Origin of the sequence: Emticicia sp. 21SJ11W-3 (assembly GCF_024138715.1) — a bacterium.
Lineage (GTDB): Bacteria > Bacteroidota > Bacteroidia > Cytophagales > Spirosomataceae > Emticicia > Emticicia fluvialis.
On record NZ_CP092074.1, the window covers coordinates 173,625 to 187,754 of the forward strand.

15 protein-coding genes are annotated in these 14,130 nt (G+C 43.1%); 5 read left to right on the forward strand and 10 right to left on the reverse strand.

Annotation, left to right across the window (positions count from 1 at the left end; all coding sequences use genetic code 11):
- Positions 1-83 precede the first annotated feature (83 nt).
- Both MB380_RS00750 and MB380_RS00755 read left to right on the forward strand, forming a co-directional pair.
- Complete coding sequence (locus MB380_RS00750) at positions 84-1,310, forward strand: hypothetical protein (protein WP_253532132.1); 1,227 nt, start codon at positions 84-86, stop codon at positions 1,308-1,310.
- A gap of 37 nt (positions 1,311-1,347) precedes the next feature.
- A complete protein-coding gene (locus MB380_RS00755; RefSeq protein ID WP_253532134.1) occupies positions 1,348-2,973 on the forward strand; it encodes a hypothetical protein in 1,626 nt (541 codons plus the stop codon).
- Positions 2,974-2,976: 3 nt separating this feature from the next.
- On the opposite strand, the gene MB380_RS00760 is transcribed toward MB380_RS00755, so the two are convergent.
- The 8 genes from MB380_RS00760 to rplK form a co-directional block, all read right to left on the reverse strand.
- On the reverse strand, positions 2,977-3,876 hold the full coding sequence (locus tag MB380_RS00760) for an AraC family transcriptional regulator (RefSeq protein WP_253532136.1): 900 nt from the start codon (positions 3,874-3,876) through the stop codon (positions 2,977-2,979).
- Between the two features lie 10 nt (positions 3,877-3,886).
- Positions 3,887-4,582 (reverse strand): siderophore-interacting protein, encoded by a 696-nt coding sequence (locus tag MB380_RS00765; RefSeq protein ID WP_253532137.1) that lies wholly within the window; start codon positions 4,580-4,582, stop codon positions 3,887-3,889.
- 98 nt (positions 4,583-4,680) lie between these two features.
- Positions 4,681-5,577, reverse strand: a complete 897-nt coding sequence (locus tag MB380_RS00770; protein WP_253532139.1) for an alpha/beta fold hydrolase — start codon at positions 5,575-5,577, stop codon at positions 4,681-4,683.
- Positions 5,578-5,647: 70 nt separating this feature from the next.
- Entirely contained in the window at positions 5,648-7,093 is a 1,446-nt protein-coding gene (locus tag MB380_RS00775) for a Gfo/Idh/MocA family protein (RefSeq protein WP_253532141.1), read from the reverse strand.
- Positions 7,094-7,274: 181 nt separating this feature from the next.
- Positions 7,275-7,658, reverse strand: a complete 384-nt coding sequence (rplL, locus tag MB380_RS00780; protein WP_253532143.1) for a 50S ribosomal protein L7/L12 — start codon at positions 7,656-7,658, stop codon at positions 7,275-7,277.
- A 122-nt stretch (positions 7,659-7,780) separates the two neighbouring features.
- Positions 7,781-8,314 (reverse strand): 50S ribosomal protein L10, encoded by a 534-nt coding sequence (rplJ, locus tag MB380_RS00785; RefSeq protein WP_101728265.1) that lies wholly within the window; start codon positions 8,312-8,314, stop codon positions 7,781-7,783.
- Between the two features lie 2 nt (positions 8,315-8,316).
- The gene (gene rplA / locus MB380_RS00790) at positions 8,317-9,015 is read right to left on the reverse strand and encodes a 50S ribosomal protein L1 (RefSeq protein ID WP_101728264.1); all 699 of its coding nucleotides are present in this window, start codon (positions 9,013-9,015) and stop codon (positions 8,317-8,319) included.
- Positions 9,016-9,096: 81 nt separating this feature from the next.
- Positions 9,097-9,534: a 50S ribosomal protein L11 gene (rplK, locus tag MB380_RS00795; RefSeq protein WP_253532145.1), complete on the reverse strand. Its 438-nt coding sequence runs from the start codon at positions 9,532-9,534 to the stop codon at positions 9,097-9,099.
- A 485-nt stretch (positions 9,535-10,019) separates the two neighbouring features.
- Here rplK and MB380_RS00800 point away from each other — a divergent pair, with 485 nt between their 5' ends.
- From MB380_RS00800 to MB380_RS00810, 3 genes are all read left to right on the forward strand, one after another.
- Positions 10,020-10,706, forward strand: a complete 687-nt coding sequence (locus MB380_RS00800; RefSeq protein ID WP_101728262.1) for a response regulator transcription factor — start codon at positions 10,020-10,022, stop codon at positions 10,704-10,706.
- Positions 10,707-10,795: 89 nt separating this feature from the next.
- Entirely contained in the window at positions 10,796-11,830 is a 1,035-nt protein-coding gene (locus MB380_RS00805) for a cell wall metabolism sensor histidine kinase WalK (protein ID WP_253532147.1), read from the forward strand.
- Between the two features lie 108 nt (positions 11,831-11,938).
- Positions 11,939-12,715, forward strand: a complete 777-nt coding sequence (locus MB380_RS00810; protein ID WP_253532149.1) for an RluA family pseudouridine synthase — start codon at positions 11,939-11,941, stop codon at positions 12,713-12,715.
- 9 nt (positions 12,716-12,724) lie between these two features.
- On the opposite strand, the gene MB380_RS00815 is transcribed toward MB380_RS00810, so the two are convergent.
- Together MB380_RS00815 and MB380_RS00820 are read right to left on the reverse strand one after the other, a co-directional pair.
- Positions 12,725-13,645, reverse strand: a complete 921-nt coding sequence (locus MB380_RS00815) for an EamA family transporter (RefSeq protein WP_253532151.1) — start codon at positions 13,643-13,645, stop codon at positions 12,725-12,727.
- Positions 13,646-13,703: 58 nt separating this feature from the next.
- On the reverse strand, positions 13,704-14,123 hold the full coding sequence (locus MB380_RS00820) for a Fur family transcriptional regulator (protein ID WP_253532153.1): 420 nt from the start codon (positions 14,121-14,123) through the stop codon (positions 13,704-13,706).
- Positions 14,124-14,130 lie beyond the last annotated feature (7 nt).

Below are 14,130 nucleotides of genomic sequence, written 5' to 3' on the forward strand. Positions count from 1 at the left end.
TTTGGTAGAGTCTGAGTTTTTTTTCTTTAACTTGGGGGAAATATCATTCTGGCTTGTCTTTAAGAAAATAACAACTTATTTAGATGGAAACAGCACTTGACCAATCGCTCGGAGGCAAACGGGCGGTATCATCTATACAACAAATTCTCTTGGGGATTCCCATTTATGTTTACATCAGCGTAGTTGCCTCAAAGCTGGTTATTTTAGGTATACTGTGGGACATCGCCTGGCACATGAGCATCGGGCGTGACGGCCTTTTCTCGGCTCCTCATGTGCTAATTTATATCGGTGCAGCTTCTGCCGGGTTATTTTCGGGCTTTAAGGTATTAAAGACGTCTTTCTGGGGTAATGACCGCGAAAAAAACAAAATGGTCAATTTCTGGGGCATTTTTTATAGTTCGCTCGGCGGTCTATTCTGTATCTGGGGTGGTCTGGCTGCCATTACCTCTGCCCCGTTCGACGATTGGTGGCATAATACCTACGGGCTTGATGTGGAGATTTTCTCTCCGCCACACACGGTGCTTCTGTTGGGCTTAATGAGTGTGCAGGTAGGAGCTATGGTGTCGGTACTGGCTTTTTTGAACAGAAAAGATACCTTTTACTTTTTATCTGCCAGCCAAGCCGAAAGGCGGTTGAAACGGCTTCAATGGATGTTTGTATTTACTGCAGGGTTTCTGGTTACTACTATGTTTACGGCACTTTCTGAATTTCTCGACCGTTGGCAATTACATGGGGTTTCTTATTATCAGATTGCCTCTGCCGCATTTCCGGTATTATTGCTGGCAACAGCACGCGGCTCGGGCATGAAATGGGGCGCTACCTACATTGCAGCTACGTTTATGTTTTTTTTCTGGGCGGTTAATGCCACATTGCGCCTGTTACCTGCCGAACCGCTTTTAGGACCTGTTCATAACAGAATCACAACGTATCAGACCCTGGGGTTTCCAATATTACTGATTTTCCCGGCAATAGGGCTTGATTTGCTGAGAGCCAGACTGGCAAATGTAAATGACTGGTTCTTAGCTTTGCCGCTGGCATTTATTTATCTGCTTATTCTGGTAGGTTTCAGTTATCCTTTTGGCAATTTTATTCTTGAATCCCCCATGGCACGTAGTTGGTTCTGGGGTAGTAGCTCGTGGTCTTATCAAAACAGCCCCGACTGGGAGTTTCGTTATAAATTTACCGAATGGAGCTCTACAAAAGGTTTGGGTAATTGGGCAAGCGGGCTAGGCATTGCCTTATTATTAAGCATGCTGTCTACACGCATTGGCTTAGCCTGGGGAAAATGGATGCAAAAAGTACAACGCTGATGACCAATAATTGAAAAGCATAAAAATGAAAAAGCAAATGACATTAAAAATAATAGCCTTTATCTTGTTAAATCTGTGCTTTTTAGTGCAGGTAAATGCCCATATCGGAAGTGCAGGCATAGTGCAGGAGGGCAAAGCCGGTAAATACCAGATACAGGTATATGTAGAACCGCCGGATGTGATTCCGGGTGTTGCCAGGGTTTCGGTTTCAGTAGATGGAACAGACATTGAAAGTGTAAAACTGAGCCCGATTTACTATTGGACAGGCGACGAGGGCTCGCCCAAGGAAGATGAAGCATTGCCGGTGGCAGGAGAACCCGGCAGATATGAGGGTAATATTTGGTTAATGGAAACCGGAGCAGCCAGTGTAAAAGTTAGGATATCAGGCAACAGGGGCGCCGGCGAGACGCTGATACCGATTGCTGCCCTGGCCACCGCTAAGCGAGACTTGCCTGAGTCTTTAGGGTGGATTTTAGGCGGTCTGGCTCTATTGCTGGTGGGAATAATGACTACCATAGTAGGCGCAAGCAATAGTGATAGCCTTTTGCAACCCGGAGAGACAGGCGGGCAGGGCTTTAAAAGACGCAAGGTGGTGGGTTCTACCATTGGTTTAAGCTTCTGCGGGCTTTTGTTGTTTGTGGGCAATTCGTGGTGGGGCTCTATATCAAAAGAATACCAGCAAAACTATATTTACAAACCTTACACGGCTACTACAAAAATAAAGGTAGAGAATGCCCGGCGGGTATTGAATTTTCAAATTGATTCTAACTCTGTTCAGGGGCGATGGACCAGTTTTCTGATTCCTGACCACGGCAAACTGATGCACCTGTTTCTGGTAAGGCAAGGCACGCTTGACGCCTTTGCGCATTTGCACCCAAGCCGGAAGGACACGCTTACTTTTGAAGCGTCCCTGCCGGATTTACCTGCCGGGAAATATCTGGTATACGCCGATATCCTTCGTTTTCATGGCTTACAATATACCATTGCTGATACGGTTGAGATTCCGGCTTTGAGAGTCGTTCAGGAAAGTTATGAGAAGCAAAACAGCGATACTGACGATACCTATGTAATTAATAACCCTATTAACAGAAAAACGCCCGGCGTGGCAGATGCCGGCATTAGTATTTGTGGCTCACCGGGGGTAAAAACCGTTTTAAAAGATGGCACAAGTATTATTTGGGAAGAGAAGCCCGGGCAGGTGCTTAGAGCAGGGCAGGTTAATACCCTTAATTTTGCTGTGATAAGTCCTGACGGTAAACCCGCCGAGTTGCAGACTTATCTGGGTATGATGGGCCATGCAGTTGTGCTGAAAGACGATGGCTCTGTTTATATTCACCTGCACCCGAACGGAACATTTTCATCAACTGCTCAGCAGGTAATGGAAAAGCGCGTTAGCGAAAATACAAATCCTGGCTATAGAGTTACCAGTGCCAGACAATTCAGAGACAGTGTTGATAACCTTTTGTTAAACTTACAGGCAATGCCCGAAACCCAGAGAGACAGACTGTTAATGGGGGGTATGACCCATAACATGAGCAGCCATCATGGGGGCAGTGTCAATTTTCCTTATGTTTTCCCCACACCGGGTAATTACCGCATCTGGTTGCAGGTAAAACGTAACGGGAAGATAATAACAGGCGCTTTTGATGCAAAAGTAATTTAAAAGTCAGGTAGGAATGTCAGTGTCCGTTATAACTGAGGCTGATTGTTGACTGTTTCGGAAATTGGATGGAGACATTCCTATAATTTTACTGAATAATCTTATAAAGTATTTATAATCTTCATAGCCTAACTGAAAGGCAATTTCTTTGATGCTTTTGTTGGTATAGAATAATAAGCGTTGCGCCTCGCGGAAAATTTCCTGTTGTATAAAATAGGTAGAAGAAAACCCTGTAACTGCCTTGATGGTGTCGTTGAGATAACTAACCGTGATATTCATTTTTGAGGCGAAATCGGCAGGTCTTTTCAGTTCCAGATAATGGTTCTGCACTAATTGATTGAATGTTTTTACAATCTCAACACTTCTGGAAGAATACTCTTGTATGCGTTTATCTTCCTGTTGCTGAAAAATGGAAACGACTTTATAGAAAAAAGAGTTGATAAGGGTTTGTATGAGTTGATGCTGAAAAGTTTCAGATTTTTTCTCTTTTAAAGAAGAATAAAGTAACTGGAATATATGATTGAACCATTTTTTTTCAATATCATGCAAACGGAGGATTACTATTTTGGTGAATGATTGCTCAATAACAGTACGGGCATTTTCATCAATCAGTTTGGCATCAAAGGCAATTAACCATCCTGCCGGAACATCCCCCAAGCCGGGTTGATGAACCTGCCCCGGAGATGAAACTAAAAGTGACGGCGAGCTAATTTCTATTTCCTGAAAATCAATATTAAAATTCAAATTACCTTCTTCAAGAAAGAAACAGGTGTAATGGTCATGGCGATGCGGAATGGAAACTTCTTCAATCAGATCTATCAATGGGTCGATTTCTGACATCGAAAAAACCTCTACCCCTATATGCCTTTCAGGCAGGTGTAATATATGGATGTGCTCTTTTGGCATGCTTATCTGTTTATGACCAGAATCCGTAGGCGTATATTTTGGCTTTTATACCCGAAATAGCTTTCAGTTTTTTTCGTAGTCCGGTTACCATCGGTATATATCCTGCAATATAAATAGAAGCATAACTACTTAAGTCTTTAGACAGATACCATTTTTCAAGTACATCTGTTGCATCGCCCTGCGGATTAGCTATAAATTCAAAATCGGGATTATCGTTTACAAGTGAAGAGGGGATTTGATAATTGTTGTCTAATACTACGGCTACATCCAGCGGGTAGTATTCCCGGTTGGTTAATTGTTTCAGACTTAAACAATGCCCTAACGCGCTGCCATCTGCCAGACAAAGTATTTTGCCATTAGTGGCCGGTAGTTGCGCCGCATGGGCTACGCCCAATAAAACCTCATCTCCTGTTTTCAGGTTCTGAGCCCAGCGGCTACCTGCTCCGTTGTGGCCTGCCTCTACAAACAACGTGCATATCTTTTTATCAGTGTTCCATAAGGCAGGCGTATAATCTCTGAACTGTAAATTATCTACTTTACATTTTACCCGCTTAATCGTGTTCCATTTGTTGAAATCAGTTGTAGGGAGGTGCACATCTATTTCATAGAGTGTTGCAGGTTCCCAGACCCTGATTCCCACTACTATTGATGGACTGAACAATTGGTCCATCAGGTTTGATACCGCCTTTGCCAGAATATTTGCCATTTTTTCTCATTTATCTGGCAAATGTACGGCAGCAATAAATGGCTTTTGTCCGACAAATAGCTTTGATAGGTGGACAAATGGCAGCTGTTTCTGTTCTGTTAATTACTATTGCTTTTGATTTTCTTAATGGCCTGTGCTAAAAGCTTATTAAATGCTTCTGGTTTTTCAATCATGGGGTAGTGCCCTGTTAAGCCCACATCAAACATTTTTACGTTTATGCCGCCTTTGCTGAAAGATAAGGTATCTGTTGGGTGCATAGAACTATTAATCAGATAAAGTACCTTGTGCCATTCTTTCAGCCGGGCATCAGCCGGATACCGCATGTTCAGTTCAAGGCTGTTTACAGCAATTACAGAATCTGATTGAATAATGTCCTCTGTAACTCGTTTCCTGACGAGGCTGTCTGTAGATGGGGCAAATAGCGTCTGATTAACAAAGCCAGAAACCACTTTTTTATAATTGGCTCGTGCCATGTTGAAAAACGCATCAGTTTCCTTTTTAGATGCTGGGGTTTCTACCCAACCGTAGGTATTAAAATTATCAATGCCTATGATACCCAGCACTGTTTGCGGATTGGTGAGAGCGGTTTCCAGAACAATGAACCCACTCATAGAGTGGCCTATTAATATGACATGCTTCAGTTGCAAGGTTTTTATAACGGCCGAAATGTCTTTCGCATAGTTTTCTACCGTCCAGCTCTGGCGATTCTTACCTGATTCACCAAAGCCGGGCAGGTCTACTGTAACTACCCTGTAACTTTTCTTAAATGCATTTACCTGGGGGCTAAAGTAAGCCCGGTTTATCCCCCAGCCATGCACAAAAAGCAAGGTAGTATCGCCGGTCCGGGTATCGTCATAAGCTATCTTCACGCCTTCATTTTCAATAACAGGCTTTATGGTTGATTCTGAACCCTTTTGCGTTGCATTACTACATGCCAGTTCAGAAACTATCAAGAGTGCAAGAAGGGTATGCTGATAAATGGTTCGTAACTTCATAAAACAGAAAGGTAAGCTTTATAACAAAAAGAGGGCATGTAACCATGCCCCCCGATGGTTTTATTATCAATTATATCCAGCCTCCTGCACGATACTCTCTTTTTACGAAAGCATTGGCCGGGTCAAAATTGGTGATTTTCATATTTTTGCCGTCCCAAAGTAGTTTTTTGCGACCAATGAACTTGTTGTTCGAATCACGGAGCAGGAACGAGCGTACGGCCAGATTACCCATCAGGACAATTTCAGTAAGTGGGCCGGCCTCTGCGAAAGCAGAGCTTGTGTAAGCGCCGTAACCTTCTTTACAGGCTTTTACCCATTGTTGCTGATGCCCTTCTGTATCGCCCTCTACCAGTGCCCGTTTCGGAGCCGGTATTTTTACGTTCAGGAATTTGGCCTCAGGAAAAAACTTAGGATTATTACCAAACAACTCGGTAGCCAGTATACCTTTTGTGCCTTTAAACAGAATACCACCGTCAGCACTGGCAAATACTTTGTCGTAATCGCAACCCTCAGGCAATTCCGGGCGGATTCCGCCATCATACCACGATAGCCCAATTTCTTTATGTACTTTTCCGGTCGGATTCGGGAATTTGAGATGAATAGCCGCCGATGGGGGGCATACATCATCATAGAAAGCCTCCTTAAAGAAATCGGCATATACTTGCCCCACCGAACATTCTACCGAGGTAGGGTAGCCCAGTTTCAAGGCACGAAAGGGTACATCAATAAAATGGCAGCCCATATCGCCAAGGGCACCGGTGCCGAAGTCCCAGTATCCACGCCAGCGGAACGGCATGTAGGCTTCGTGGTAGTTGCGCATGGGTGCAGTACCCAGCCACAGGTTCCAGTCTACGTCACCTGGTACAGGTTGTTTTTCTCCTTTATCTTTTGGCGATTGTACGCCTTGCGGCCATACGGGGCGGTTTGTCCATACTTCTACTTTACTTACCTCACCAATCATTCCGCTCTGTATAATTGCCTCGGTAATACGGGTTCCTTTACCGCTACTACCCTGATTACCCATCTGGGTAACCAATTTATATTTTTGGGCAGCTTCGGTCAGTTGGCGAGCCTCCCAGATATCGTGCGTAAGAGGTTTTTCTACATACACGTGTTTGCCCAGTTGCATGGCTGTCATGGCAATGGGGTAGTGCATGTGGTCTGGGGTGGTTACAATTACTGCATCAATGTTTTTTGCCTCTTTCTCCAGCATCTGGCGGTAATCGCGGTAATAGGGGGCTTTTGGAAATTGCGTGCGAAATTTCTTAGACATCCGGTCGTCTACATCACAAAGCGCTACAATATTATCTGAACCGTTATTAAAGGAGTACCGGATGTTCACATCGGCCTTGCCGCCACAACCTACTGCGGCTATGTTTAGTTTATCGCTGGGTGCTACAAAGCCTTTGCCCAGCACATGGCGGGGCACAATCATAAACCCGGCCGATGCCAGAGAGGCGCTCTTGATGAAGGTGCGTCTGGTAGTGTTGCCCGGATTTTTTTCAGTTTTTTTCATAGGTAAACGGGGTTTGAATGAGTTTGTTTGGTATACGCTTGTATAGGGGGGGAAATCCTGCTGAAAAATACAAAATTATATTGAGACTGAACAAATGGTAGCCAAACTTTAAGTGAACAGCAAAAAACAACAAAAGCCCGGCAGTTACCTACCGGGCTTTGAGTATGACTGTGCGAGTAAATTATTTTACTTCTACTTCTGCACCAGCTTCTTCCAAAGATTTTTTCAAACCTTCAGCTTCGTCTTTAGCTACACCTTCTTTCAAAGGTTTCGGAGCAGAGTCAACTAAATCTTTAGCTTCTTTCAAGCCAAGACCTGTAAGGTCTTTAACCAATTTCACAACTGCAAGTTTGTTAGGACCAGCAGCTTTCAAGATTACGTCGAAAGATGTTTTTTCTGCAGGAGCTTCAGCAGCTTCGCCACCACCAGCATTACCGGCTACCATTACTGGAGCAGCAGCTGCAGGCTCAATACCATATTCATCTTTCAATATTTGTGCTAATTCGTTTACTTCTTTTACAGTCAAATTTACTAATTGTTCTGCAAATGCTTTCAAATCTGCCATTTTTGTATAGAATTTAAAAGTTAATACTTGATTTTGATAAATAATTTTAATGAATAATCAGTCTGTATGACTGATGGGTGTTTACTGTATAAAGCCATTGACGGCTAAGATTGGTAAACGAATCAGGCTGCTTCTTTCTCTGACAAAGTCTTGAGAATACCAGCCAATTTGTTGCCACCGCTTTGCAAGCCAGAAATAACATTCTTGGCAGGTGATTGCAACAAACCGATAACCTCGCCAATCAATTCCTGCTTTGACTTCAGGTTCAACAACGTATCTAGTTGGTCGTGACCTATAAACAAAGCTGAATCAACCGAAGCACCTTTTAATTTGATGCTGTCTTTATTAGCTTTCAGGAAATCCTTAATCAATTTTGCAGCTATTTTGCCCGACTCTTCGTGGAACATCACACCTGAAAAACCTTTAAGAACAGTTCCGTCAAACGGCGTATAATCGGTATCTAATCTTTCCAGAGCTTTGCTGATCAATGTATTTTTCACTACACGATACTCAATACCACGCTCGAAACACAAACGACGTAATTCATTGGTTTTAGCAACGTTCAATCCGCTTGCATCGGTGATATAGAAGTAAGGGGTAGCTGCAAATTTCTCTGCAAGCTCTTCAATTATTGCTCCTTTTTCTTCTTTTGTCATGATTACAATCCATTAATGGTTGTTTTGTCGATTTGAATACCAGGTCCCATTGTGCTGGCAAGTGCTACGCTTTTCACGTAGGTACCTTTAGCAGAAGACGGTTTCAATTTCAACAAAGTTTGAATCAATTCTGTAGCATTTTCTGCTAATTTCTCAGGTGAGAAAGAAACCTTACCGATGGAAGCGTGAATGATACCGGTTTTATCAACTTTGAAGTCAATTTTACCCGCTTTCACTTCTTTTACAGCTGTTGCTACGTCGAGCGTTACAGTACCAGACTTAGGGTTTGGCATTAATCCGCGAGGGCCGAGGATTTTACCTAACTTACCAAGTTTAGCCATAACAGTTGGCATCGTAATGATTACGTCGATGTCTGTCCAGCCTTGTTCGATTTTCTGAATGTATTCGTCCAACCCTACGTAGTCAGCGCCAGCAGCTTTTGCATCAGCTTCTTTGTCAGGTGTACATAATACAAGAACACGAACAGTTTTACCGGTTCCGTGTGGTAGTGCAACCACACCACGTACCATTTGGTCTGCCTTACGAGGGTCAACACCTAAACGAACGTGAACATCTACTGAAGAGTCGAATTTAGTGTATGAAATCTGCTTCAATACATCAGCTGCTTCTTTAAGAGAATAAGCCTTTGAAGCATCATACTTCGACATTGCTTCCTTTCTTTTTTTGGTCAATTTTGCCATTGCTTTTTGTTTGGTTATAGCGTTATGCCGTGCATAACTCCCATGAATAATAACGAGCGATCTACATCACTCATTTGTTTTTTAGAACGGTGCGTTGCCTGTGATGGTAATACCCATGTTTTGGGCTGTACCGGCAATCATCTTCATTGCTGATTCCACAGTAAAGCAATTCAGGTCTGGCATTTTGGTTTCGGCAATTGTTTTTACCTGATCCCAAGTAACCGAGCCCACTTTTTTACGGTTGGGTTGGTCTGAACCTGTCTTGATTTTGGTTGCTTCTAACAGCATGATAGCAGCGGGCGGAGTTTTGATGGCAAACTCAAACGACTTGTCGGTAAAGTATGTAATTACAACCGGCAATACCATACCCATTTTGTCTTGAGTACGGGCGTTGAATTGTTTACAAAATTCCATGATGTTCAAGCCTTTAGAACCCAACGCCGGACCAATCGGTGGTGAAGGGTTAGCCTGACCGCCTTTTACCTGAAGTTTCACATAACCTGCGATGTCTTTCGCCATTGTCTTTCAGATTTTAAGGAATTTTACAATAAGATTTGATTGAATCTTGAAGAAGGGCTCACATTCCTGCCTCATTATCAAGCATTTCCGTTGATTTGGTTCAGAAATTTCGCCTGTTATCAGGGGAAGCGACATCTGTTTAAAGAGACATCAAGATAAAGACTGATTTCCGCCGTTCCGAAAAGTATTTACACACCTTTAGAAAATCGGACTGCAAAAGTAGATGTTTTCAAATTGTTTTGCAACGAAACACCAAAGTATTTTCTAAAAATCTTACAAATAGCCCCGGCAAATACGCTTGCCTCAAGCAATTGATAATAAACTGATTATACAACCCTTGCTGAAATGGCTGCCAAAGAATTTTTAAGGTAAAAATGCTATAAACAGGGGGTTAATAGCCCCATTAGATAATATTTAACATTGGCTTAACACACCTAACGATTTTTTAATCATAAATTTGCACCGCACTAATTTAAAACGCCTTTATGAGTTCTGCTCACCGTGTGTTAGTAGTTGATGATGAAGCTGATATTGTGGAGTTGTTAAGCTACAACCTTGAAAAAGAGGGGTACAAAGTTGCTACTGCCCCCGATGGTAAAAAAGCTATTGAAGTTGCACGCGAATTTCTTCCTGAATTAGTAATTCTCGATATCATGATGCCACATCTGGATGGCATAGAGGTAGGCCGGACCCTGAGGGGGATTCCGGAAATGAAAAATACGTATATTCTGTACCTGACGGCTCGTTCAGAAGAGTATTCTGAAATTGCTGCCTTTGAAGTAGGTGCCGACGACTACCTCAACAAGCCCATTAAGCCCCGGGCATTAATGAGCCGTATCAATGCGTTTTTCCGCAGGGAAGCTCAGAAAACCGACACCAGCGATTCGCTTGAAGTGGCAGGCCTAAGCATTAACCGCCAGAACTACACCGTTACCAAAACAGATGGTACTACTATAGTGCTCCCTAAAAAAGAATTTGAGTTACTTTTCTTCCTGGCGCAGTATCCTAACAAAGTATTCAGCCGGGATGAAATCCTGCAGAAAATCTGGGGTGTTGATATCTTCGTTGTTGAACGTACCATTGATGTACACATACGTAAGGTTCGGGAAAAAGTTGGCGAAAACTACATCAAAACCCTTAAAGGAGTAGGGTATATGTTTACAGATGAATAATAATCTGTAATTTTAAGAGAAAATTATCTTTTAGATTTGTGGTGTTTACATGCACTGATGATTTTCTGTATTTAATCGCGCCCTTCAGTATGTCGTTCAGCCCCCGCATCATTGCGTTTTTTCTTGCCGTAATAATTACGACAGTCTCTATTGTATTCCTCAGTTTTGTGCCTAATGTTAGCGCGGCCATGTTGTTTGTGGTGGGGGTATCTTCGTTTTTTTCGTCTTTCTTTTTTGTTTTTTATACCATTGATATCCTGATTTTCAAAGAAGTTGGGCAGATATACAAGAGTATCCAGAAGCTGAAAATCCGTGATTTTGATATCTCGCGCAAGTCACTTATTAAAAGTGTCAACCCCATCAAGATGCTCAATACCGAGATTTCTACCTATGTAAGCCGTAAACAACAGGAAATTGATGAGTTAAAAAAAATGGAGCAATACAGGCGAGAGTTTCTGGCCGATGTATCGCACGAACTGAAAACACCCATTTTTGCGGCACAGGGCTTTATTCATACCCTGATTGACGGTGCCAAAGAAGACCCTGTCATTTTAGACCGTTTTCTGAATAAAGCGGCCAAAAGTCTGGATGGGCTTGATGCGCTCGTGAGAGACCTCGTTACCTTATCGCAGGTTGAAAAGGGTGATTTAAAAATGCACTTTGAAAAAATAGAGCTGAAGCACATAACTGAAGAAATATTTGAGCAGCTGGAGTCAAAAGCCAAAACCAGGGGTGTAACGCTGAAAATAAAACCGAAAGATTTACAGGTAGCCTGGGTAATTGCAGACAAGCAGCGGATATCTCAGGTATTGACTAACCTGGTCGACAACGCCATTAAATACGGTAAAGAAAACGGCAAAATAATTGTAGAAATAGAAGAAGAGAAAAAGTATTTCCAGGTTTCTATTGAAGATGACGGCCCCGGCATTGCCCCTGAGCATCTGTCACGCATTTTTGAACGCTTCTACCGTATAGACAAAAGCCGCTCGCGCGAAACCGGAGGCACAGGCCTTGGCTTGGCTATTGTTAAGCACATACTTAACGCCCACCATTCTAAAATAACCGTAACCAGCAAAATTGACAAAGGTACCAGATTCACTTTCAAACTGCCGGTTGTGAGTTAATCATTTAACAACCATACCGGCAGGCTAAATAGACCTGAGTGTAAATTTTAAGGCATGTTTTCATAATAATAACCTACCTTTGTATAAAATTTACTTTCTTTTAGCAGTATGGATTTCGAGTTTGAGTTTGAGGAAACCCCCAAAATAAAGACTACACCAAAAAATGTTGTTTTTGAAGATCTGATAATCTTTGAAAACAACGATTATATAGTAATTAATAAGCCGCCGTTTCTGTCTAGCCTTGACGAACGCACCCAAGACAAACACCAGAGCATTCTGCGTCTGGCAAAGGCCTACTCAGATGATGCCCAGCTTTGCCACCGGCTCGATAAAGAGACATCAGGGGTATTGGCCATTGCTAAAAACCCTGCAGCTTACCGGAACCTGGCCATGCAGTTCGAAAACCGTGAGGTAACCAAGCGCTACCATGCAGTAGTAAATGGCGTACATGATTTTGACAGTATATCGGTATTTTTGCCTATTGCCCAGTTGAAAGACGGCACGGCTGTAAGGATAGACCGTGAGAAAGGTAAAATAGCTGAAACTATCTTCTTTACGCTCAAGGCCTACAGGTATCATACATTGGTAGAGTGTATTCCGGTTACAGGCCGCATGCACCAGATACGTGTGCATTTGCAATGCCTGAAAGCCCCCATTGTTTGTGACCCTACTTATGGTGGAGAGGACATCTTCCTTTCGCAGCTGAAAAGCAAAAAATTCAACCTTAAGAAAGGTACTGAAGAATTACCCTTGATAAAAAGGGTGGCTTTGCATGCGCATTCGCTTACTTTCCGATTACTGGATGGCGAGGTAATAAAGATAGAGGCTCCTTACCCGAAAGACTTTGATGTGCTGGTAAAACAGTTGGATAAGTTTACTGCCTGATATTCGGGTCTACTCAGCAGAAGTGTTTATGGCTACATTTTTTTTTCGCCCCATGGTCATTAAAATCACGCCTGTCAGAACAATGGCTGAGGCAACCAGTGAGCGTGGGGTGAGCACCTCTCCTTTAAAAATCCATCCCAAAAAGAAGGCCACTACCGGGTTTACGTACGCATAAGTAGCTGTAACCTGTGGCGGTGCGTTGTTAATCAGCCACAAGTATGCGCTGTAGCCTATATAAGAGCCCACTACAATGAGGTAAATTAATGCCAGCCAGGTTTCCTGTGTCATATTACGAAAGGCCTGCACATGATTCTCTTCAAATATCAGGCTCATTACCAGAGAGAAGCATCCGCCGGTTATCATTTGTATGGCGGTAGACTGAACAGGTTTCGGGAGCGACATATATGGGGATTTCAAAGAACCAAAAGCCCAGGCAACTGAACCCGCAAATACCAGTAAGGCCGGGAAAACGGCCACTTCCCGATTGGCAGTATTGGCCGGATTCATCGGGTCAAGGAGGTAAGCCATCCCGAATAGGCCTATCACCAACCCAATTAAACCGATAAATGTTGGCTTGGCTTTGCTGAAAAACAGAAAGTCGAGCATTATCATCCAGGCAGGTAAGGTAGCAACCAGCAATGCAACCAGGCCTGACGGCATGAAGCGCAGCGCATACGCCACTGTACAATTGCCAATGCCACTCAGTGTTACACCCACAACAGCAGCGTTACGTATCTCTTTGAAGTCGGGTATGCCATAGCCTTTCCACAAAGTAAAGATAAACAACAGTATACCGCCGGTAAGGAATCGTAAGCAGGAAACCATCATGGGCGGAAGCACCTCAATGGCATACTTCATACCTAAAAAAGTAGAACCCCAGACCACATAGACAAGCCCGAGAGCAATAATAAGCTTGGTTTTATAAGACATGGATTAAAGCAGTGAAAGCAAGGCAATTCTAAAAACAGCATGCTGAAACGGCTGGGTTTCAGGCATTGCATACAGGGCAGGTGCCTTGCATAAGCATATTAATTTCAGACAGCTTGTAGCCATCGGGTAAGCTAATCTTAGGTATATGCACACTTTCAAGGCAGGTAGTATTACCGCACGACAAACATTTAAAATGAACGTGGTCGTGATGGTGCTCTTCATGAGAGCACTCAGTAGAACGGCAGAGTGCATACTTGGTGCCGCCTTCGTCGTCCAATACTTTATGTATTATACCTTTTTCAACAAAGGTTTTCAGGGTTCGGTAAATGGTTACCCTGTCAAAGCGCTCTCCGAACAGGTTTTCCAGGTCTCCGTGCGAAAGCGCATGGCTGTAAGTCTGAAAAGACGCCAATATATCTTCACGACAGCCCGTATGGCGCAAGTCGTATTCTTTCAGTGTATTTTTAGAGAGACTCATAATTTAT

Excerpts from the sequence above, each read along its gene's own strand:
- MB380_RS00750 (WP_253532132.1), top strand. The coding sequence starts at position 84 with ATGGAAACAGCACTTGACCAATCGCTCGGAGGCAAACGGGCGGTATCA.
- MB380_RS00755 (WP_253532134.1), top strand. The coding sequence starts at position 1,348 with ATGACATTAAAAATAATAGCCTTTATCTTGTTAAATCTGTGCTTTTTA.
- MB380_RS00760 (WP_253532136.1), bottom strand. The coding sequence starts at position 3,876 with ATGCCAAAAGAGCACATCCATATATTACACCTGCCTGAAAGGCATATA.
- MB380_RS00765 (WP_253532137.1), bottom strand. The coding sequence starts at position 4,582 with ATGGCAAATATTCTGGCAAAGGCGGTATCAAACCTGATGGACCAATTG.
- MB380_RS00770 (WP_253532139.1), bottom strand. The coding sequence starts at position 5,577 with ATGAAGTTACGAACCATTTATCAGCATACCCTTCTTGCACTCTTGATA.
- MB380_RS00775 (WP_253532141.1), bottom strand. The coding sequence starts at position 7,093 with ATGAAAAAAACTGAAAAAAATCCGGGCAACACTACCAGACGCACCTTC.
- rplL (WP_253532143.1), bottom strand. The coding sequence starts at position 7,658 with ATGGCAGATTTGAAAGCATTTGCAGAACAATTAGTAAATTTGACTGTA.
- rplJ (WP_101728265.1), bottom strand. The coding sequence starts at position 8,314 with ATGACAAAAGAAGAAAAAGGAGCAATAATTGAAGAGCTTGCAGAGAAA.
- rplA (WP_101728264.1), bottom strand. The coding sequence starts at position 9,015 with ATGGCAAAATTGACCAAAAAAAGAAAGGAAGCAATGTCGAAGTATGAT.
- rplK (WP_253532145.1), bottom strand. The coding sequence starts at position 9,534 with ATGGCGAAAGACATCGCAGGTTATGTGAAACTTCAGGTAAAAGGCGGT.
- MB380_RS00800 (WP_101728262.1), top strand. The coding sequence starts at position 10,020 with ATGAGTTCTGCTCACCGTGTGTTAGTAGTTGATGATGAAGCTGATATT.
- MB380_RS00805 (WP_253532147.1), top strand. The coding sequence starts at position 10,796 with ATGTCGTTCAGCCCCCGCATCATTGCGTTTTTTCTTGCCGTAATAATT.
- MB380_RS00810 (WP_253532149.1), top strand. The coding sequence starts at position 11,939 with ATGGATTTCGAGTTTGAGTTTGAGGAAACCCCCAAAATAAAGACTACA.
- MB380_RS00815 (WP_253532151.1), bottom strand. The coding sequence starts at position 13,645 with ATGTCTTATAAAACCAAGCTTATTATTGCTCTCGGGCTTGTCTATGTG.
- MB380_RS00820 (WP_253532153.1), bottom strand. The coding sequence starts at position 14,123 with ATGAGTCTCTCTAAAAATACACTGAAAGAATACGACTTGCGCCATACG.